Origin of the sequence: Vibrio sp. 1F169, assembly GCF_041439605.1 — a bacterium.
Lineage (GTDB): Bacteria > Pseudomonadota > Gammaproteobacteria > Enterobacterales > Vibrionaceae > Vibrio > Vibrio tasmaniensis_A.
Genome location: NZ_JBGOOI010000009.1, coordinates 66,095 through 87,473, shown reverse-complemented (window position 1 = coordinate 87,473; position 21,379 = coordinate 66,095). Strand labels below are relative to the sequence as shown.

The 21,379-nt window shown below is 45.1% G+C and carries 14 protein-coding genes; 9 read left to right on the top strand and 5 right to left on the bottom strand.

All coding sequences use genetic code 11. The annotated features are described in order from the left end of the window. The first annotated feature begins 19 nt into the window (after positions 1–19). The 4 genes from rng (at position 20) to tldD (ending at position 7,725) form a co-directional block, all read left to right on the top strand. A complete protein-coding gene (rng, locus tag ACED53_RS06055) occupies positions 20–1,489 on the top strand; it encodes a ribonuclease G (RefSeq protein ID WP_009847846.1) in 1,470 nt (489 codons plus the stop codon). Between the two features lie 10 nt (positions 1,490–1,499). After that, positions 1,500–5,372, top strand: a complete 3,873-nt coding sequence (locus ACED53_RS06050; protein ID WP_017100578.1) for a YhdP family protein — start codon at positions 1,500–1,502, stop codon at positions 5,370–5,372. 75 nt (positions 5,373–5,447) lie between these two features. After that, positions 5,448–6,260: a carbon-nitrogen hydrolase family protein gene (locus ACED53_RS06045; protein ID WP_017098898.1), complete on the top strand. Its 813-nt coding sequence runs from the start codon at positions 5,448–5,450 to the stop codon at positions 6,258–6,260. 19 nt (positions 6,261–6,279) lie between these two features. Then, positions 6,280–7,725 carry a metalloprotease TldD gene (tldD, locus tag ACED53_RS06040; protein WP_009847843.1) on the top strand — a complete coding sequence of 482 codons (1,446 nt, stop codon included), beginning with the start codon at positions 6,280–6,282 and terminating at the stop codon, positions 7,723–7,725. A 104-nt stretch (positions 7,726–7,829) separates the two neighbouring features. Here tldD and ACED53_RS06035 read toward each other — a convergent pair whose 3' ends face one another. Beyond that, positions 7,830–9,209 (bottom strand): PhoH family protein, encoded by a 1,380-nt coding sequence (locus tag ACED53_RS06035; protein WP_009847842.1) that lies wholly within the window; start codon positions 9,207–9,209, stop codon positions 7,830–7,832. A 420-nt stretch (positions 9,210–9,629) separates the two neighbouring features. Between ACED53_RS06035 and rapA the strand changes: the two genes are divergently transcribed. From rapA to ACED53_RS06020, 3 genes are all read left to right on the top strand, one after another. Further along, the gene (gene rapA / locus ACED53_RS06030; protein ID WP_017100849.1) at positions 9,630–12,539 is read left to right on the top strand and encodes an RNA polymerase-associated protein RapA; all 2,910 of its coding nucleotides are present in this window, start codon (positions 9,630–9,632) and stop codon (positions 12,537–12,539) included. A gap of 179 nt (positions 12,540–12,718) precedes the next feature. Continuing rightward, positions 12,719–13,453 carry a pseudouridine synthase gene (locus tag ACED53_RS06025; protein WP_017100848.1) on the top strand — a complete coding sequence of 245 codons (735 nt, stop codon included), beginning with the start codon at positions 12,719–12,721 and terminating at the stop codon, positions 13,451–13,453. Positions 13,454–13,487: 34 nt separating this feature from the next. Beyond that, positions 13,488–14,450, top strand: a complete 963-nt coding sequence (locus ACED53_RS06020; RefSeq protein ID WP_017100847.1) for a D-2-hydroxyacid dehydrogenase — start codon at positions 13,488–13,490, stop codon at positions 14,448–14,450. A 92-nt stretch (positions 14,451–14,542) separates the two neighbouring features. Here the strand turns inward: ACED53_RS06020 and ACED53_RS06015 are convergent, their stop codons facing one another. The 4 genes from ACED53_RS06015 to argR form a co-directional block, all read right to left on the bottom strand. Further along, on the bottom strand, positions 14,543–14,980 hold the full coding sequence (locus ACED53_RS06015; protein ID WP_029222921.1) for a universal stress protein: 438 nt from the start codon (positions 14,978–14,980) through the stop codon (positions 14,543–14,545). Positions 14,981–15,087: 107 nt separating this feature from the next. Continuing rightward, positions 15,088–17,667 (bottom strand): TRAP transporter permease, encoded by a 2,580-nt coding sequence (locus ACED53_RS06010; RefSeq protein WP_009847836.1) that lies wholly within the window; start codon positions 17,665–17,667, stop codon positions 15,088–15,090. Between the two features lie 255 nt (positions 17,668–17,922). Then, positions 17,923–18,891, bottom strand: coding sequence for a TAXI family TRAP transporter solute-binding subunit (locus ACED53_RS06005; RefSeq protein WP_009847835.1), 969 nt, complete (start codon positions 18,889–18,891; stop codon positions 17,923–17,925). A 343-nt stretch (positions 18,892–19,234) separates the two neighbouring features. Continuing rightward, positions 19,235–19,705: a transcriptional regulator ArgR gene (gene argR / locus ACED53_RS06000; RefSeq protein ID WP_004735909.1), complete on the bottom strand. Its 471-nt coding sequence runs from the start codon at positions 19,703–19,705 to the stop codon at positions 19,235–19,237. A gap of 332 nt (positions 19,706–20,037) precedes the next feature. Between argR and mdh the strand changes: the two genes are divergently transcribed. Together mdh and ACED53_RS05990 are read left to right on the top strand one after the other, a co-directional pair. Next, the gene (gene mdh, locus ACED53_RS05995; protein ID WP_009847834.1) at positions 20,038–20,973 is read left to right on the top strand and encodes a malate dehydrogenase; all 936 of its coding nucleotides are present in this window, start codon (positions 20,038–20,040) and stop codon (positions 20,971–20,973) included. 129 nt (positions 20,974–21,102) lie between these two features. Then, on the top strand, positions 21,103–21,294 hold the full coding sequence (locus ACED53_RS05990; protein ID WP_009847833.1) for a hypothetical protein: 192 nt from the start codon (positions 21,103–21,105) through the stop codon (positions 21,292–21,294). The last annotated feature ends 85 nt before the right edge of the window (positions 21,295–21,379 follow it).

Below are 21,379 nucleotides of genomic sequence, written 5' to 3'. Positions count from 1 at the left end.
TACTAATCTGAGGTGCACCATGAGTGCTGAATTGTTGCTGAACGTGACCCCGAGTGAGACTCGTGTGGCCATGATTGAAGGGGGAGCTCTTCAAGAGATCCATGTCGAACGAGATGCTCGACGCGGGATCGTAGGAAATATCTACAAAGGACGTGTAAGCCGTGTTTTGCCTGGAATGCAGGCGGCATTTGTGGATATTGGCCTTGATAAAGCAGCTTTTTTGCACGCCTCTGATATTGTCCCCCACACTGAATGTGTTGCTGAGAATGAAAAGAAGCAATTTCAGGTTCGTGATATTTCAGAGCTTGTTCGCCAAGGGCAAGATATTGTCGTTCAAGTGGTCAAAGATCCTCTTGGTACCAAAGGTGCCCGTCTAACCACAGACATTACTTTGCCATCTCGTTATCTGGTATTCATGCCGGGCGCAAGCCACGTTGGTGTTTCTCAGAGAATTGATAGTGAGTCAGAACGCAACCGCCTAAAAAAAGTCGTGTCTCGTTACTGTGACGAGCACGGTGGCTTTATCATCCGCACGGCAGCAGAAGGCGCAGATTCAAATGAGTTGGCGCAAGATGCCGCATTCTTGAAGCGATTATGGCTAAAGGTGTTAGAACGTCGTGGTAAGCACAAAGCTCGTACTCGCTTGTATGGTGAGTTGTGCTTAAGCCAACGTATCTTACGTGATTTTGTCGGTACTGAGCTGAGCAAGATTCAGGTCGATTCTCGTCTAGAATATGAAAATCTAAAAGAGTTTACTTCTGAATACGTGCCTGAGCTAACAGACAAGCTTGAGTTGTATGAAGGTGATAAGCCTATCTTTGATATGTACGATACCGAGAACGAAATTCAACGTTCATTGGATCGCAAAGTCGAATTGAAGTCTGGTGGGTATCTGATTATCGACCAAACAGAAGCGATGACAACCGTCGACATCAATACTGGTGCCTTTGTTGGTCGTCGTAATCTAGAAGAGACGATTTTCAATACTAACGTCGAAGCGACACAAGCTATTGCTCGTCAACTTCGCCTTCGTAACTTAGGCGGCATCATCATTATCGATTTTATTGATATGCTGTCTGAAGAACACCGTAAGCGAGTACTAACTTCTTTAGAAGCTGCATTAGACAAAGACCGTGTGAAAACCAACATTAATGGCTTCACACAGCTTGGTTTGGTTGAGATGACTCGTAAACGTACTCGTGAAAGTATTGAGCATATTCTGTGTTCTAGCTGCCCTGCTTGTGAAGGTCGCGGTAGCGTGAAGACAGTTGAAACCGTTTGTTATGAAATTCTTCGAGAGATCACACGAGTGAATCGCGCGTATGACGCCGATAAGTTTGTTGTTTATGCGGCGGCTGCCGTTGCCGAGGCGTTAGAAGGCGAGGAATCTCACGCGCTTGCTGAGCTTGAAGTGTTTATTGGTAAGCAAGTTAAAATCCAGGCTGAGCCTCTGTACATACAAGAGCAGTTTGATGTTGTTATGATGTAATGGATATTTTGTGAGTTCAAGCGTTACTCTGATTCTTCGTACATGTTTATGGTTAGTGGTTACTCTCTTAGTAACACTAGCCATTGCTGTCACTACACTGCGTGTAGCCTTACCCAATTTAAATAAGTATCAATCTGAAATTGAGCTTTGGGTAAACCAACATTCCGGTTTTGAGTTTTCTATTCAAGATGTGGGTGGTTTTTGGCGTAACACTCATCCCTCTATTGCTCTGCAAGGTGTTAAGGCTAGCCTTCCCAACGCAGAAGATGTAGCTTTCTCTGTTGAGCGTGTTGAAGTTGAGTTTGACTTGATTCAATCGGTCGTGCAGATGCGTCCTGTCGTGGCCGATTTGGTCATGAATCAAATGTACCTCGACATCCGCTCAATTGATCTATTTGCCGGGCAAAACGGTAAAGATGTACCTAAAGACCCCGGCTCTTCCAAGCGAGTGATGCAGGAGCTGGACAATTTACTTTTAAAAACTTTGGTGGATGTGACCGCTAAAGATTCCTCTCTTCTATATCGAACTATCTCTGGTGAAGAACGTCAGCTTGATCTCGAAACTTTAAAATGGCAAAACTCAGGTAAACATCACCTTGCGGAGGGTGTAGTAAGTATTAAAGACGCTAACCTCAACTCTTTGTCAGTAAGTGCTAACTTTGTTGATGGTGGTTCTTTAACTGATATGACGGGCGAGTTTTATGTCAGCGCGGATAGTATCTCAGTAATGCCTTGGTTAACTCGTTATATGCAGGCAGAATCCGGCATTGAGACGGGCACGGTGAGCTTGAATAGCTGGCTAACGCTACGAAATAGCAAGCCAGTTAGCGCTTATGTTGAGGTATTACCTTCAGAACTGACTTGGAATGAAGGTGGTCAACATGACTTGATGCTTGAGTCGGGTGTTTTTAAATTATCACCAATTGATGGTGGATGGCAGGTAAATGGTCACTCACTAAATCTAAGAACGGATGACAGGCCTTGGCCTGAGCTTGATGTCGCTTTCAAGTGGAATAAAGGCCCGTGGGAACTTAATGTTTCTGAACTTGATGTTGAAACCATTACCCCGTTGATCAAGTTGATGCCAGATTCTTCGCAATCTACCCAAATGATCAATGCATTGGCTCCGGGCGGTATCGTTTCAGACATTCGCGTTGCGATGGGCTCTGGAATTGAAAGCTTGCGTTACTCTGCGAACTTTTCCGATTTGGCGATCGAACAATGGGAGTTAGTCCCTGGCTTTAGCCAAGTATCAGGGCATGTGTTTGGCTCGGCTTCGGAAGCGAAAGCCAGCTTATATGTTATTGATGATGTGTTTCCTTATGGTGATGTTTTCCAAGCGCCTCTGAATATCAAACAAGGTCAGGTTGATATTGTTTGGCAGCAAGATGAAAACGGCTGGAAACTGTGGTCGGACAAAATCACTGCAGCCACGCCAGATTTACAAGTACTAGGCGCATTTCGCTTGGACTTTCCAGATAACGCTAGCCCTTACCTTTCTTTTTATGGTGAAGCGGACGCTTACAACGTCGGTGAGACATGGCGCTATTTGCCGACATTGGCACTTGGCCAAGACTTAACCGATTACCTTTCAACAGCGATTCAAGCGGGTAAGGCCGACACCGTTAAATTACTTTGGCATGGTGAATTAGCCCAATACCCGTACACCAATCATGATGGTATTTTCCAAGTTTGGGTTGGCTTAGAAGACGCTAAGTTCAGCTTCGATACCGCGTGGCCATTGATAACCGACCTTCAACTTGACCTGTTATTTGAAAATGATGCGATGTATTTAGACTCTCGCTCCGCTCAATTGATGGATGTGGCGGCAGATCGAATCACTGGTCGTATTCCTTATTTAGGGGAAGGCGGTCATATCGAAATTGAAGCTAAAGCAACGGCGTCTGGTAATGCAGTTCGAAATTACATGACTGCTTCGCCACTCGTAGATTCTGTGGGTGCTGCGTTAACTGCGCTTAAAGTGAGTGGTGATGTCTCTTCTGAGTTCCAGCTTAATATTCCGTTTGATTCTGAACAAGAACCTAGAGCGTGGGGATATGCAGATCTGAGTGGTAATCATGTTGAGATTGAAGCTCCACCAATGGTGCTAGAGAACACCACTGGTCGTATTGAATTTGATAATGATGTCGTGACAGCAAGTGGTCTTGCCGCTGATTTGCTTAATCAAGGTATCTCGGTTGACTTTAAAGGTCTTAATGATGGACCTGGCTATGCAGTGGATCTTGATGTGTTAGGTGATTGGGACGTCAATCCTCTAAAGCCGTATGTCGGAGAGCAGTGGTTAAGCCGTTTGTCGGGTCATGCACAATGGCAAAGCCAGATCGATATTCAACTTAATGATATTGGTTTTACTTACCAACTCGACTTACAGTCAGACCTCAAATACTTAGCGAGTGATTACCCATACCCATTAGCCAAAAAGTCATTAGAAAGTGGTTCTGCAAGGCTACAAGCCTCGGGCAATCAAGAATCGATTACCGCGCGTCTGCAATTGCCGAGCACTAAATACCAAGCTGAGATTGATATTTCCGGCGATGTTCCTGAATTAACGGCGACCAATTTAGTCCTTGGTCGTGGTGGCTATAAAATTAGCCCCGTGGTAGGGCACCATGCCTTGATTCGTACCGATAAGTTCAATGCCGATGACTGGCTGTCAGTAGTCATGGAGCCAGTGCAACCATCGGATGCTGTCCTTAGCCAGATGAACACGCCAACCATTCCAGCGCCACGTCGCATCACCTTCGAGAGCAAAGAGCTGATCTTAGGTGGTATTTCTTGGAATGATGTTGATTTTAGCGCTCGAAAAAATAAGCAAGCATGGCAAATGGAAGTCTCTAGTCAAGAGTTAGAAGGTGATGTCAATTACTTGCCTCCTTATGATTTGACTGTTTCATTGGATCGCCTGCATCTGTTTGTTCCTGAGTGGAGTGACAAGAAAAACCAAGACCAACTGCTACAGCGTAAGGCGCAAGAAGCACCGTTGATCTCTGAGTTGGATAGAAAGCTCCATGATGCGATGCCGAATTTGACGCTGACCCTGAACGACTTTTGGCTGCAAGGGTATAAAGTTGGTAAGGTTGATGTTGAGATGACTAGGCAGGAAGATCGCATTGAGTGGAATAAGATTCAGGTTCGAAGCGGCGGAAATAAAGCGGATATCAGTGGCTGGTGGGAACTGCAAGGTGATAAGAGTCACTCATCGTTAACTCTTGATGTTGAAGGTGAAAACAACAGCGAGTTAATGGAACGCTTCGGTATTACTTCCGGGATTCAAAAAGCGCCCTTTGAGTTAGAAGGTCAATTGAATTGGGATGGTTCGCCTTGGGGGATCAAAATGGATACCCTTGATGGCAACGTTAAAACCCAATTTGGTAAAGGTATTATCTCGGATGTGAGTGGCGCAGCTCGATTACTGGGGCTGTTTAGCCTAGATTCGATTATCCGTAAGATGCAGCTCGACTTCTCGGACGTATTTGATAATGGCATGGCATTCAATAGCATCACAGGAACCGGCAAGATTCAAAATGGTATCTTCCTAACGAACGATCTGAACATGGATGCGGTCGCGGGTGAGATGAAGATCAAAGGAATCGCTAACCTCAACACGCGCCTGGTCGATGCTGAGGTGAACTTTACCCCTGATATTACCTCGGGTATTCCAGTATTAACGGCCTTTGCGGTAACGCCTCAAACGGCGCTGTATGTATTGGCGGTGACTACGGTTATATCGCCGGTGGTTGAAGTCTTTACTCAAGTGAATTACTCGGTAAAAGGCCCATTGGATTCACCTACGGTGAGTGAGCTTTCTCGTAGTTCTGGCGAGTTCCAGCTACCCGAAAAATTGAGAAAATTAGCTGAGTAGTTGATAACAAGCCAGTCGGTTAATATACGGTCAAATGCTGATTTCTGAATCATAATGAATGGAGGAGCGATACACATGGATTGTGTTGGGTTGATTCAAATGACATCAGGCCCTCGCCCTGACTTGAACTTTGATTATCTTGCTCAAGAAGTAGCAAAGTGCAAAGAGTTGGGGGCTAAGTGGGTTGTGTGCCCTGAAAACGCGTTAGTCTTTGGCAGTAAAGCCGACTATCACCAGTATGCTGAGCCTCTAAATGATGGCCCACTGCAAAAGAAAGTCTCTGAGCTAGCAAAGCTTTACCGAATTTGGATTGTTATTGGCAGTATGCCGATAAGCACAGCTAAAGGCGTGACTACCACAACCTTGGTGATTGATGATTTTGGTTGTCTAGTGGCCCATTACGATAAGTTACACATGTTTGATGTGGATGTTGCTGATGCACATAAGTGCTATCGAGAATCGGATATTTTCACGCCCGGTGACCGAGTGGTAACAACGGAAACGCCTTTTGGTCGCTTAGGTTTGAGTATTTGTTATGATGTGCGCTTTCCGCACTTGTATTCAGAGTTACGCAAGCAAGGTGCACAAATCATAGTGGTACCGGCAGCTTTTACCGCAGTAACAGGGCAAGCTCACTGGGAAGCATTATTAAGATGCCGCGCGATCGAAACGCAATCGTGGATTATCGCGGTAGGGCAAGGCGGAAATCACCCTTGCCAAAGAGAAACATGGGGACACTCAATGGTGGTTGATCCATGGGGGCGAGTGGTTGCACAGCTAGACCAAGATCCTAAAAGTATGGTGGTTGAGATAGACACATCCAGTTGCGAATCAATCAGGCAAAATATGCCAATCGCGCAGCATTCTCGATTTACCAATCAATTTTAATTACAAATAAGAGCCATTTATGAGCATCAATCAAATTGAAGAAGCGCTACTGAACCCAACAGGGCTGACGGAGCAAAATATCGCAGATACATTGGCGAGCATTGCTACCCGCCAAATTGATTATGCTGATATCTACTTTCAGTCAAGCTGGCATGAATCTTTAGTGCTAGAAGACAGCATTATTAAAGACGGCTCTTTCAATATCGATTGTGGTCTTGGTGTACGAGCGGTATCTGGTGAAAAAACCGGTTTTGCTTACTCTGACCAAATCCAATTGGATGGCCTTAAACAGAGTGCAATCGCGGCTCGCGGTATCGCTAAGCAAGGGCAAAACGGTAAGGTACAAGCTTTCAAACGTAACTCTAACCAAGCTTACTATGATGCAGTTAACCCGCTAGCAAGCTGGGAAAAGCAGCAAAAGACAGAATTACTTAAAGCGCTTGATGCTTACATTCGCACTAAAGAACCGATGGTAACTGAAGTATCGGTGAGCCTAAGTGGTGTACATGAACAGATGCTCGTTGCGGCAACTGATGGTACTTTCGCTGGTGATATTCGCCCGTTGGTTCGTCTATCAATTAGCGTACTTGCACAGAAAGGCGATCGTCGTGAACGTGGCAGTGCCGGTGGCGGTGGTCGTTTTGGTTACGATTTCTTCTTAAGTGATGCTAACGGTTCTCAAGTTGCTTACCAATTCGCTGATGAAGCCATTCGCCAAGCATTAGTTAACCTTGAAGCGGTTGCTGCGCCTGCTGGTGCAATGCCTGTGGTTCTTGGTTCTGGTTGGCCGGGTGTTCTACTGCATGAAGCGGTAGGCCACGGTTTAGAAGGTGATTTCAACCGTAAAGAGTCTTCAGTATTTTCTGGCAAAATCGGTGAGCAAGTTACATCAAGCCTATGTACGATTGTTGATGACGGCACATTAACGGATCTACGCGGTTCATTGAACGTTGATGATGAGGGTGTTAATGGTCAGTACAATACGCTAATCGAAAACGGCATCCTAAAAGGTTACATGCAAGATAAGCTAAACGCTCGTCTAATGGGTGTAGCGCCGACAGGTAATGGTCGTCGTGAGTCTTACGCGCATCTTCCAATGCCACGTATGACGAATACATACATGCTGCCGGGCGAACACACACCGGAAGAGATCATTGCAACGGTTGAGAAAGGCATCTACGCACCGAACTTCGGTGGCGGTCAGGTTGATATCACATCAGGTAAGTTTGTGTTCTCAGCTTCTGAAGCGTACATGATTGAAAACGGCAAGATCACTCACCCAGTGAAGGGCGCGACGCTGATCGGTTCTGGTATCGAAGCAATGCAGCAGGTGTCTATGGTCGGTAATGACCTAAGCATTGACCGTGGTGTTGGTGTGTGTGGTAAGGCTGGTCAAAGTGTGCCAGTGGGTGTTGGTCAGCCAACGTTGAAGCTAGACTCGCTAACCGTCGGTGGTACTGAGTAAAGCAGATTAGCCTCTGAAAAATCACTATAAAGATAAATTGAAAAGCGCCTCTATTGTGAGGCGCTTTTTGTTTATAGGTTACTGGTTCTGTGAGCGCGCAGAGTCTACATGTTTTCTTCCGCGAACTCAGCCAGTCGGCTACGCACCACACCATTGAGGTGGATGTTGGCACTGCCTTCGAAGTTTTTAAAACGCTCGACCATGTAGGTGAGCCCCGAGGTCACAGGAGTTAGGTAGGAAGAATCTATCTGCGCTAGGTTTCCTGAGCAGACGATCTTGGTCCCTTCACCACAACGGGTGATGATGGTTTTGATTTGTGAAGCGGTCAGGTTCTGACACTCATCCAAAAGCACAAACGCATTCTGAATTGAACGACCACGCATAAAGTTAATCGATTTGAACTGGATGTTGGCTTTATCACAGATGTACTTCATCGAGCCCTCTGTGCAGTGATCATTCTTGTGCAGCGCTTCCAGTGTATCGGTCACTGCAGCTAACCAAGGTAACATCTTCTCTTCCTCTGTACCCGGAAGAAACCCTATCGACTCACCTATATCAGGTGTGTTTCGGGTTACGATGATCTTATCGAACTGCTTACGCTCAATGGTTTGTTCAAGTGCAGCAGCCATGGCTAACAGTGTCTTACCACTACCAGCAGCGCCAGTGAGAATCACCAGATCAATATCAGGGTCGAGCAGGGCATCGATCGCCATGCCTTGATAAACGTTTTTGGGTGTGATGTCCCATGCTCTGCGATTCATTAGTCTTTCGCGACTGAGGTCTCTTAGTGTAATACTTTCAGTTTCAATCTCTTCGACTCGAGCGGCAAAGTCACTTTCTTCGTCAATCACATACTGGTTGAGAAAGGTTGGCTCGAACGGCGCTCTTGCTAAGGTGTGCAGCGTCTTTCCGCCTAAACTTCTGCTCTCGACATTATCGATACCGTCCCAAAATGAGCCTTCCAGTTGTTGGAAGCCTTTTGTGAGGTATTGGATATCATCAATCAATTGGTCGGTTTGATAGTCTTCAACAAAACGGACACCGGCGCCTTTGGCTCGTAAACGCATGTTGATGTCTTTGGTGATAAGAACCACTTCGCGTGGCGCGCGTTTATTTTGAAGATAGAGGACTGCGTTGAGGATTCGGTTATCGCCAGCTTTGTCATCGGCGAAGGCTTTGATGCTTTCTTGAAGTTCGTAGTCAGCGAGTATTGAAATACTGCCAGATGCGTTTATGTCTTTAGAAAAAGGGATGCCTTCCGATATTTGGTCTGGTGTGGCTTCCCTGAATAAGTCTTCGAGCGTTCGAATCGCAATTCTCGCATCTCGAGCAACATCTCTTTTACTGTCTTTGATTCTGTCGAGTTCTTCTAGCACTGTCATTGGGATAACGACATCGTGCTCTTGGAAAGAAAATATAGCGAAGGGTTCGTGAAGTAGGATATTGGTGTCTAAAACAAATAGCTTCCGGTTGGTCTCGCCCATAGCATCTCCTTGCCGACGTGCGGCTTGCCTTGCATTCATTGAACGTAGATTAAGCTCATATAAAGGTTAGTATCTGATTCTAGTGATAGTCAACAACTCACCTAAACTTCATTTGAGAGCTGCATTCTGCTCTCCATAGAATAACCATGATTTTTTGACAGTTTGATTGCACTTATGAAAACAGAAAAAAAGTATGAAATCGTCTCCTTTAGGCGTGACCTAAATCACAGCATCGAGTAAGATTAGCGACCTTTTTCTGCACCATTTTCTCAAGATATTTATTATTAAGAGCGCACTTAAAAAGTGGCTGCAAACTAGACATTTTTGGCTATATTTTTAGTTCAGGAGCGGATAACGTTCTTGTTTGAAACTGCAGTTAAGAAGACCAAATTCCAACTATAAGATTGAGGTAGTCGATTCATGACATTTGCTTTGGGGCAACGCTGGATAAGCGATACGGAGAGCGATTTAGGTTTAGGTACCGTTGTAGCAATGGATGCTCGCACAGTGACACTAATGTTTGCAGCGTCAGAAGAAAACCGTGTTTATGCACGTACTGATGCTCCCGTAACCCGAGTAACGTTTAATGTAGGCGATGTCATCGAATGCCAAGAAGGTTGGTCTCTGTCTGTCGAGGAAGTTATCGAAGACAAAGGTCTGCTGACTTACTTAGGTGCTCGCGAAGATACCCAAGAAACAGAAGTCACTCTGCGTGAAATCTTCTTAAGCAACCAGATCCGCTTTAACAAGCCACAAGACAAGCTGTACGCAGGTCAAATCGACCGTATGGATAACTTTGTGTTGCGTTACCGCGCGCTGAGCAACCAGTACCAACAACACAAGAGCCCTATGCGTGGCTTGTGTGGTATGCGTGCTGGCTTGATCCCTCACCAGTTATACATCGCTCATGAAGTGGGTCGTCGTCACGCTCCGCGCGTTTTGCTGGCTGATGAAGTTGGCCTAGGTAAAACCATAGAAGCGGGCATGATCATCCACCAACAGGTGTTGTCTGGCCGTGCTGAACGTATTCTGATTGTGGTTCCTGAAACTCTACAACACCAGTGGTTAGTAGAGATGATGCGCCGTTTCAACCTGCACTTCTCTATCTTTGATGAAGAGCGTTGCATAGAATCTTTCGCAGAATCAGATAATCCATTCGATACACAGCAATACGTTCTGTGTTCTTTGGATTTCCTACGCAAGAGCCGTAAGCGCTACGAGCAAGCACTTGAAGGTGAGTGGGATTTGTTGGTTGTCGATGAAGCACACCACCTTGAGTGGAGCCAAGACAAACCGAGCCGCGAATACCAAGTGGTTGAAGGATTAGCTGAAAACACGTCTGGTGTATTGCTACTGACAGCGACCCCTGAACAGCTTGGTCGTGAGAGTCACTTTGCGCGTCTGCGTCTGCTTGATCCTGATCGTTTTTACGATTACGAAGCTTTCGTTGAAGAAGAAGACCAATACGCTCCTGTTGCTGATGCCGTAACGGCATTGTTCTCTGGCGTGAAGCTTGAAAATAGCGCGAAGAACCAGATCACAGAGCTTCTGTCTGAGCAAGATGTTGAGCCTCTATTCCGCGTGATTGAAGGCGATAGCAGCGAAGAAGAGCAAGCCTTAGCTCGCCAAGAACTGATTGATAACCTTATGGATCGCCATGGTACTGGCCGTGTTCTTTTCAGAAACACACGTGCTGCAATCAAAGGCTTCCCTAAGCGTAATGTAAACCTACTGCCGATGGATATTCCAACGCAGTACACAACCTCGATGCGTGTATCGGGCATGATCGGTGGCAAGATGGCACCAGAAGCTCGTGCAATGAAGATGCTGTACCCAGAAGAGATCTTCCAAGAATTTGAAGGTGAAGACTCAAGCTGGTGGCAGTTCGATTCACGTGTGAACTGGTTGATTGAAAAGATTCAAGACAAGCGCAGCGAGAAGATCCTAGTGATCGCGTCGCGTGCGAGTACTGCTTTGCAATTAGAGCAAGCACTGCGTGAGCGTGAAGGCGTGCGTGCAACGGTATTCCACGAAGGCATGTCGATTCTAGAGCGTGATAAAGCTGCGGCTTACTTTGCTCAAGAAGAGGGCGGTGCTCAGGTGCTTATCTGTAGCGAAATCGGCTCTGAAGGTCGTAACTTCCAGTTTGCTAACCAATTAGTGATGTTTGATCTACCGTTCAACCCAGACTTGCTTGAGCAACGTATTGGTCGTTTGGACCGTATCGGACAGCTGCGTGATATCGACATTCATGTTCCTTACCTAAAAGGCACATCGCAAGCGATTCTAGCGCGTTGGTTCGATGAAGGTCTGAATGCATTCGCAGAGACTTGTCCTACTGGTCGCACAGTTTACGATAAGTATTCTGATGTACTGATCGAAATGCTGGCTTCTGGTAACACCGAGCAGCTTGATGAAGTCATTGAAGAATCAGCGAAGCTCAATCAAAGCCTGAAATCGGATCTAGAAAAAGGCCGAGATCGCCTACTAGAGATGCATTCAAATGGTGGTGATAAAGCCCATGAGATTGCAGAGAAAATTGCTTCTACCGATGGTGATACTAACCTAGTTTCTTTCGCTCTGAGCCTGTTTGATACCATTGGTCTGAACCAAGATGACAAGGGTGAAAATGCGTTAGTCGTGACACCTTCTGAACACATGATGGTGCCAAGCTACCCAGGCTTACCTTATGAAGGTGCAACGATTACGTTTGACCGTGAAACAGCGCTTTCTCGTGAAGACATGAACTTCATTAGCTGGGAACACCCAATGATTCAGGGCGGTATTGATCTGCTATTGAGTGAAGGTGTGGGTGCGTCTGCGGTATCTCTACTGAAGAACAAAGCGCTGCCAGTGGGTACGATTCTACTTGAGTTGGTTTACCTTGTTGATGCACAAGCGCCAAAGCGCAGCGGTATCAGCCAGTTCCTACCTAAGACGCCGATTCGCTTGATGATGGATGGTCGTGGTAACGATTTATCTGCTCAGGTTGAATTCGATAGCTTTAACCGTCAACTAAGCCCGGTAAACCGTCATTTAGCGAGCAAGCTAGTGAACTCGGTACAAGGTGAGATTCACAAGCTAATCGAAGCAGGTGAGACGCATGTACTGCCGAAGGTTGAAGAAGTTCGTCAACAAGCTCAGAAAGATATGCAAACTAACTTGAACGGTGAGCTAGAACGCCTACAAGCGCTTAAAGCGGTTAATCCTAACATTCGTGATGAAGAACTGGAGGTTATCGAAGCTCAAATCAATGAACTGACAGGTTACATCAGCAAGGCTCAGGTTCAGCTTGATTCGCTACGTTTGATTGTGGTTTCTCACAACTAGTTTTGAATTAGCTAAATGCTTTAACGAAATAAGGCCTTCATCATGAAGGCCTTATTTGTATCTGTAGTTTGGTTAAACTGTAGCTTGGTTAAAGCTTAGCGCTCGACTATATTCCTATCGAGTGATCAATCGCGAAATGAAGTAAAAAATCAAAACTTCCTTAGTAGTTAGAGGCTCTAATGGCGTTAGAACAGTACACACCACCACGAGAACCGTGGACTGATATTGTCTATCAAGATGATGATATTCTTGTGGTGAACAAGCCAGCAGGCCTGCTTTCGGTGCCGGGGAGACTGCCGGAGCACTACGACAGTATGTGGAGTCGGTTGGTTGTCGAATTTCCGGAGATTCAAGTTGTGCATCGGTTGGATATGTCTACATCAGGCTTGATGCTATTGGCTAAGCATAAACAGGCTGAGCGGCATTTGAAGAAGCAATTTCAATATCGACTGACACACAAACTTTATTACGCACGAGTGTGGGGTTCAATGGAAGACAAGGCAGGTTTGATTGACCTTCCTCTTATTTGCGATTGGACGAATCGCCCTAGACAGAAAGTGTGTTTCGACGATGGTAAATCATCTCAGACTCGCTATATGGTAGAGCAAGAAGAGGCTCAAACGACATTGTTGAAGCTACTGCCTATCACGGGACGTTCCCATCAGTTGCGAGTGCACTGCATGGAGATGGGGAATCCGATTGTGGGTGATGAGTTTTATGCAACGCCAGATGCTTTTAACTATAGCGATAGGTTGGCTCTGCACGCGTGTGAACTCAGTTTTTATCACCCGGCTAATAATCAGCTTTTCAAAGCCTTCGTGCCATGTGATTTTTATCCTCAAGCTTCACCACAAATCGAACAGCACTTTGAAATTGCGCCAGAGCTTCCAGACTACAGTAAGCTAAAAGCTTAGAATGACTCAATTGACATAAATTCAAGGACGTACAATGCCGCAGTTGAAAGTGGTCTTTCTCGACCGAGCGACCATCCCATCTCAAATACATTTAAAACATCTTAGCTTTGAACATCAATGGGTTGAGTATGATTTAACTTCGCCGGAGCAAGTGTCTGAACGAGTTGAAGACGCTGATGTGGTTATTACCAATAAGGTTGTGCTCAACGAATCGAATTTAGCTCAAGCACAACAACTTAAGCTAATAGCTGTTTCAGCAACGGGTATGAACAATGTCGATGTAGAGTACTGCAAGGGTAACAATATCGCAGTGGCTAACGTACAGGGCTATGCGACTCAATCGGTACCTGAACATGTTATCGCGATGCTGTTTACGCTTAAGCGAAACCTCGTTGGTTATCATCAAGATATCGAGGCTGGCGAGTGGCAAAAGGACAAACAATTCTGTTTCTTTACTCATCCGATTCAAGATGTTGCAGGCAGTACATTGGGCTTAATCGGGAGTGGTAGCTTAGGGCAAGCGACCGCGATATTAGCAAAAGCGATTGGTATGAATGTCATCTTTACTGAGCGTAAAGGGGCTGATTCTTGTCGAGAAGGGTATCTACCTTTTGATACGGTGTTACAGCAAGCGGATGCGATCAGCTTACATTGTCCATTGACTGAAGCGACTCGAAATCTGATTTCAGAGCGAGAGCTAACCATGATGAAATCAAGTGCGGTATTAATTAATGCTGGCCGTGGTGGACTTGTCGATGAGCAGGCCTTAGTTGAAGCTTTGAAAAGTAATGAGATTGCAGGTGCGGGCATGGATGTGTTTACACAAGAACCTGCAGATAATTCGAATCCACTATTGGCTAACAGTCACTTACCTAATTTACTGCTAACACCACATGTGGCGTGGGGCAGCGACAGTTCAATTCAAAAACTGTCTGATATCTTAATCGATAATATTGATGGGTTTGTTGCAGGTAATCCGCAGAACTTAGTGAGTTGATTGAAGAATTGAATGGTGCAATCACAAAATCTAAAAAGGTTGGCTATTAGGCCAACCTTTTTAGATTTAGATCGTTGTGTCGATTAAGTGATTTAGCCTTGCGGCTTAACTACCAATACATTGATTGGTGAGTTCTGAACCACTTTGCTTGCAACAGAACCAAGTACAACCTTGTCGATTTTTGAACGCTTATGACTAGGCATCACGATAAGATCTGCCCCTAGTTTCTCTGCGCAATCAAGAATCGTTGTGTAGGTCTTGCCTTCGGCAACGTGAACTTTATAGATCACATCATCGTCGATATGCTTATCAGCAAATTCTTTCAGCTGATTTTTAACATCAAGCTTCATTTGGTTTGCTGCATCTTTCGGGAAGTAAGACGCTACCATCGACATGTGGATGCCCGGTAATACGTTCAGAATGTGGATCTCAGCATTACTGTGTTTCGCGTGCCATACCGCTAGCTCGACCGCTTTATCAGAAAAGCCTTTGTCGTTCAGATCAACGGGAACAAGGATTTGTCTATACATGTATTCGTCTCTTTTTGATCAGCGCCGAGTACATACCAAGCGCTGTAATTATCTTTTCCATGTAGTAAAAAAGCCAAATAGAGTAGAGCGCTATTTGGCTCTATCCATTACGCGCTAATCTCATCCTTACGAGCACGCCTTCTTTGGTTCATCGCTAAACCAATCAAAATTAATAGGGCAGGTAAGAATACCCACTCTTTCATTGGTCGTTCTGCATCTTGGATAACGGATTTAATTTCCCAATCAAAGTCAATGCCAGCGGCTTCAGCAGGGCTACCAAACTCAACCATATCAACAATCATCTTGTCGTCAGCTTGGGTCAGCATTAGGCCCATTGAAGCAATGCGGTCTTCACTTGTTGTCGCAGAATCTTCAAACGGAAGGCGAACTGTTTTCTCAGAATAGTTACCTTCTAAGTTTTCGCCACCGACTCTCAATTCAAGCGATTGTCCCACAGATAGATTTTCTGTGATTTGAGCAATCTCAACTCCAGGTGAAAGAACTTTCTCTGGATAAATCATGTCCCACCAGAAGCCAGGGCGGAAGAAAGAGAAGGTCAGAACGATAAGCAGTATAGTTTCCCACCACTTGTTCTTAGTGAACCACCAACCTTGTGTCGCTGCTGCAAAGATAAGTACCGCAGTAACCGAAGAGAAAATCGTCAGTGCTAAGTGCCACCAAGAATCAATGCCCATCAACAGTAGTTGGGTGTTGAAGATGAACATGAACGGCAATATCGCGGTCCGGATATCGTAGGTAAAACCTTGAATACCGGTACGAATCGGGTCTGATTTAGCAATCGCAGCGGCCGCAAATGCAGCCAAACCTACCGGAGGTGTATCGTCCGCAAGAATACCGAAGTAGAACACGAATAAGTGAACCGCAATCAGTGGAATGATCAAGCCGTGCGCTGCACCTAAGGTAACAATTACTGGTGCCATCAATGTTGATACAACGATGTAGTTCGCCGTTGTTGGCAAGCCCATACCTAAGATCAAGCTGATTACCGCAGTGAATAACAACATTAGAATGATGCTACCGCCTGAGATGAACTCAACAAAATCGGTCATTACAAGGCCGATACCTGTCAGTGTTACCACGCCTACAACCGTACCTGCTGCAGCTGTCGCTACACCGATACCGATCATGTTACGTGCGCCTGAAACTAAGCTCTCTGCTAGGTCAACGAAACCTGCTTTAGTTTGCTCTGCAAGATCGTCTGATTTGTTCATCAGAGTCATCAAAGGACGCTGAGTGATCAGAATGAAGATCATGAACACAGTCGCCCAGAATGCCGACAGACCTGGAGAGAAACGTTCAACCGTTAAACACCAAACTAGAACTACGATAGGCAGTAGGAAGTGAAGGCCAGACTTAATCGTTGGGCCTGGATCGGGTACTTCTGTTAGGTTCTCGTCGATTTCCATGCCACCTTCAGCTGCGTATTTAGCAGAAACACGAACCAGAGCGACATAAGAGACTAATAGAGCAACAGTCACAATTGGTGTGGCCGCAGCACCAAAGACATCTTTTGTCCAGCCGACACCGTAGTAAACCGCAGCGCTGATAACACACAGACCTAAAATGGTACCCGTAAAAGACAGTAGGCTTTGTACGATAGTTGGTGTGTGACGACGAGGTAAGCCCGTCATACCTGCTTTACATGCCTCTAAGTGAACAATGTAAATCAGGGCGATGTAAGAGATCAGAGCGGGCAGTAGTGCTGCTTTGATTACTTCTACGTAAGAGATGCCCACATACTCAACCATCAAGAATGCTGCTGCACCCATGATCGGTGGTGTTAATTGACCATTGGTTGAAGCTGCGACTTCTACTGCACCCGCTTTTGTTCCCGGGAAACCAACACGCTTCATTAGCGGGATAGTAAAGGTACCTGTGGTAACTACGTTAGCAATCGAAGAACCTGATACCAGACCAGATAAACCAGATGCTACAACGGCTGCTTTCGCTGGGCCGCCCTTCATGTGGCCAAGCAGAGAGAATGCCACTTTGATGAAGTAAGCACCTGCACCCGCGCGCTCAAGCATTGCACCAAACAGTACAAACAAGAATACAAATGACGTTGATACGCCAAGAGCAACACCGAACACACCTTCTGTTGTTAACCACAGATGCGACATTGCCTTGTTCAGGCTCGCACCTTTGTGGGCGATAACGTCTGGCATGTGTGGACCGCCAAAGGTGTAAAGTAGGAAGACGGCTGCCACAACCATAAGAGGTGGACCTAAAGCGCGTCGTGTTGCCTCAAGCAGTAGAACCATACCGAATACGGCCGCAACAATATCGAATGTTGTTGGTGCACCCGAGCGTTCAGCGAGTTGAGTATAGAAAATATAGATATAAGAAGCTGAAAAGCTACCTACAAGCGCTAGTATCCAGTCGACAGCTGGGATGCGATCCCTAGGCGAATTCTTCATGGCTGGATAAGCGGTAAAGGCTAGGAAAATAGCAAACGTAAGGTGAATTGCTCGAGCTTCAGTGTCGTTTAAAATTGCGAAGTTAAAAATGAATGGCAGCGGAGATGCATACCAAAGTTGGAACAGTGACCAACATAGAGGCACAAACCATAAAATACGGCCTTGGATACCACGAGGGCTACGCGCACCAGTATCTGATTGTGCCACCATTTCTTGCACATCTGGAGACGGTGATGTTGTCTGCGTCATGTACTTTATCCTTATTATTGATGGTCTGCCTTTTGTTACGAACAACTAAACGTGATTTCTTTCCTATCTAGTGTAGTGAATGGATAGAGAAATGCGTTCTTTGTTCGTCTTTGTCTTAGGCTTGATACGAAGGTAAGTCCTCCAAATTGGAGAAACTTAAAGGGTTGTTCTTTTCACTTAAATTATTTTTATAAAACGTGAAAAGCCAATAAGGAGGACTAGCCTCCTTATTGGTTTAGTAGGCTTAAAGTAGAGTTACTTTAGAAGACCTACTTCTTTGTAGTATTTTGCGGCACCTGGGTGAAGAGGGATAGAGATACCCGCTTTAACCATGTCTTCTTTTTTCAGGTTAGCAAATGCTGGGTGCAGACGTTTGAATGTTGCGAAGTTTTCAAATACTGCTTTAGCAACGTTGTATGCTACTTCATCCGAAACGTCTGAAGTTGTTACCATAGTTGCAGCAACACCGAAGCTATTTACGTCAGCATCTGTACCGCGGTACATACCAGCAGGTACTGTGCTGTATGCGTAGTATGGGTTTTCAGCTACGATCTTGTCGATCTGTGGACCTGTTGCAGAAACCAGTTTTGCATCACAAGACGTTGTCGCTTCTTTAATTGATCCGTTCGGGTGACCAACCATGTAGATGAATGCATCAATCTTGTTATCACAAAGTGCTTGTGAACGCTCAGAACCTTTCAGTTCAGAAGCAAGCTTGAAGCTATCGTTAGTCCAGCCCATAGAGTCCATTACAACACCCATCGTTGCACGATCGCCAGAACCAGGGTTACCAATGTTGACACGCTTACCAGCTAGGTCTGAAACATTGTTAATACCAGCATCGGTGCGAGCGATGATGTTGAACGGTTCTGTATGTAGAGAGAACATAGCACGAAGTTTCTTGTATTCGCCTTGGTCTTTGAACTTACTTGTACCGTTGTAGCCGTGGTATTGCCAGTCCGATTGAACAACACCGAAATCTAGTTCACCAGCACGGATGGTATTAACGTTGTAGATTGAACCGCCAGTAGACTCGACAGAACAACGAATGTTGTGGTCTTTACGGCCTTTGTTCACTAGCTTACAAATTGCACCACCAGTCGGGTAATAAACACCCGTTACTGAACCAGTACCAATTGTGATGAACTCTTGAGCGTTAACTGCGCCAGCGCCCATTACAGCAGCTGCAATAGCCCCAACTTTAATCAGTTTGGTAAATGCCATGAATTTCCCTTCCTTTATTCATTATTAACCCTGAAACAAGTGTAGTCGTTTCTGGAGTTTCCTATTTGGAAACGGCACCTTTTTCAATCCATGTGATGAAAAAGTGGCTGAATAATATCAAAAATTGGCAGAAAATTACTCAAATGTTAAAAGATATAGCGAAAAAATCTAACAAATGACGGTTGGATCTCGTGTTTTATTTGCTATTGAGTTTTTTAAAATCAATGAGTTAGTGATTTTTGGGAGAGGCGGGATAGATATCTTAGGATGTGATTTGGATCACGAACTAAATAGGTGTTTGTGATCCAATAGTAATGGCTGATAGTTATGAAACTGTGAGCAATTATCCTGCGTATTCAAACAGTTCGCATACAGAATCGAACAGTTGCTTAGTGGTAACTGATAAGGTTGGAGTAATGAAGATAGTATCATCTCCAGCAACTACCCCCAGTATGCCTTCTGACTTACCTAATGAATCTAATAAGCGAGCAATAAGCTGCGCGGCACCAGGGCCAGTGTGTATCACAACCAATGCATTGTTGTGATCAATATCTAACACTAACTCTCTTAAAGAGCTCGAAACCGTCGGAACACCAAGTTCAGCAGGAAGACAATAAACCATCTCCATTTTTGCATTGCGTGTTCGCACGGCGCCAAACTTAGTTAACATACGCGAAACTTTAGATTGGTTGATACTTTCAAAGCCTTCATGCTTCAGGGCATCGACAATCTCGCCTTGCGAACCAAAACGTTCTTCTTTTAGTAGTGATTTAAAAGCTCGAACTAAGTTGTCTTGTTTTTCTGTATTGCGCATATGTCATTCTTATTCATTAACAAAGATGTTTGCATATTCTCGCATACATATTCAGTTCTCGCCAAAATATCACGGTAATTTGTTAGTCATATCACTGTAAAAATTTAATAGGATAATGTGTTATTTAAGACGAGTTGTTTTGTCATTTCAAATGATTATCGCCATAATGCGAACTTGCTGTGTAGCACGGTTTTATTGACTTGCGCGAAGTCGCAAAGCTAGCGTTAATTGATTGTAATCACTTTGTGATTAATATAGTTTTTTAACTTAAATTTAGCTCAAGAATTACCCTACAAAGAATCTATAAGAGAAAGCTCTCAAGGAGAATAACAATGAAAGTAGCTGTTATTGGTGCCGCTGGTGGCATCGGTCAAGCCCTAGCCCTACTACTAAAGAACCGCCTGCCTGCTGGTTCAGATCTTGCACTTTACGACATCGCTCCGGTAACCCCGGGGGTTGCTGCCGATCTTAGCCATATCCCAACGCCTGTTTCGATCAAAGGTTACGCGGGTGAAGATCCAACTCCAGCACTTGAAGGTGCGGATGTTGTGCTTATTTCTGCGGGTGTTGCTCGTAAACCTGGTATGGATCGTGCGGATCTTTTCAATGTGAACGCTGGCATTGTTAAGTCTCTAGCTGAAAAAATTGCCGTTACTTGTCCTACTGCTTGTGTTGGTATCATTACTAACCCAGTAAATACAACAGTGCCAATCGCTGCTGAAGTACTTAAGAAAGCGGGCGTTTACGACAAGCGTCGTTTATTCGGTATTACTACTCTTGATGTCATTCGTTCTGAAACGTTCGTTGCTGAACTGAAAGATAAAGATCCAGGCGACATTCGTGTTCCTGTTATCGGTGGTCACTCAGGTGTAACGATCCTTCCTCTGCTTTCTCAAGTTGAAGGTGTTGAGTTTACTGACGAAGAAATCGCAGCGCTAACAACTCGCATCCAAAACGCGGGTACTGAAGTAGTAGAAGCTAAAGCGGGTGGCGGTAGTGCGACTCTATCTATGGGTCAAGCGGCTTGTCGCTTCGGTCTTGCTCTAGTGAAAGCACTTCAAGGCGAAGAGAACGTGATTGAGTGTGCCTACGTTGAAGGTGAAGGCGAGCACGCACCATTCTTCGCACAACCAGTTAAACTTGGCAAAGAAGGCGCTGAAGCGATTCTTAGCTACGGTGAACTGAGCGACTTCGAACGCAATGCACTAGACAGCATGCTAGAAACGCTAAATGGCGATATTGAGATTGGTGTTGAATTCGCTAAATAAGCGATAGATAACTGAACTCTGCTAAAACGACAGTTAACGAAAGCCGATCATTGCGATCGGCTTTTTTGATCCTTGTATTCAACCCACTCGTAATCTTTTTCTAACCACGAAGAATTAGGGTATTGAACTATGACTAGAGTACAAAAAGGAATGAATGTTAACTACCTAGGTCGCTTGGGCAAGATATTGGTTATCGATGAGCAAGAGCAGTTCGCGTTGTTTGAGTCTTACAATAGTCATAAACAATATGCGGTTCCATTGGAAGAACTGGAAGAGATCGAAGCGCAATTACCTCTATCGTTAGAATCGAGTCGTTATTGAGACCCAGAGTATTATCTAGCAGGATCAAAAAAAGAGCCAACAGGCTCTTTTTTGCATAGCTGTCTACTTACTGCTTAGCCTCTAT

Excerpts from the sequence above, each read along its gene's own strand:
- rng (WP_009847846.1), top strand. The coding sequence starts at position 20 with ATGAGTGCTGAATTGTTGCTGAACGTGACCCCGAGTGAGACTCGTGTG.
- ACED53_RS06045 (WP_017098898.1), top strand. The coding sequence starts at position 5,448 with ATGGATTGTGTTGGGTTGATTCAAATGACATCAGGCCCTCGCCCTGAC.
- tldD (WP_009847843.1), top strand. The coding sequence starts at position 6,280 with ATGAGCATCAATCAAATTGAAGAAGCGCTACTGAACCCAACAGGGCTG.
- ACED53_RS06035 (WP_009847842.1), bottom strand. The coding sequence starts at position 9,209 with ATGGGCGAGACCAACCGGAAGCTATTTGTTTTAGACACCAATATCCTA.
- rapA (WP_017100849.1), top strand. The coding sequence starts at position 9,630 with ATGACATTTGCTTTGGGGCAACGCTGGATAAGCGATACGGAGAGCGAT.
- ACED53_RS06025 (WP_017100848.1), top strand. The coding sequence starts at position 12,719 with ATGGCGTTAGAACAGTACACACCACCACGAGAACCGTGGACTGATATT.
- ACED53_RS06020 (WP_017100847.1), top strand. The coding sequence starts at position 13,488 with ATGCCGCAGTTGAAAGTGGTCTTTCTCGACCGAGCGACCATCCCATCT.
- ACED53_RS06015 (WP_029222921.1), bottom strand. The coding sequence starts at position 14,980 with ATGTATAGACAAATCCTTGTTCCCGTTGATCTGAACGACAAAGGCTTT.
- ACED53_RS06010 (WP_009847836.1), bottom strand. The coding sequence starts at position 17,667 with ATGACGCAGACAACATCACCGTCTCCAGATGTGCAAGAAATGGTGGCA.
- ACED53_RS06005 (WP_009847835.1), bottom strand. The coding sequence starts at position 18,891 with ATGGCATTTACCAAACTGATTAAAGTTGGGGCTATTGCAGCTGCTGTA.
- argR (WP_004735909.1), bottom strand. The coding sequence starts at position 19,705 with ATGCGCAATACAGAAAAACAAGACAACTTAGTTCGAGCTTTTAAATCA.
- mdh (WP_009847834.1), top strand. The coding sequence starts at position 20,038 with ATGAAAGTAGCTGTTATTGGTGCCGCTGGTGGCATCGGTCAAGCCCTA.
- ACED53_RS05990 (WP_009847833.1), top strand. The coding sequence starts at position 21,103 with ATGACTAGAGTACAAAAAGGAATGAATGTTAACTACCTAGGTCGCTTG.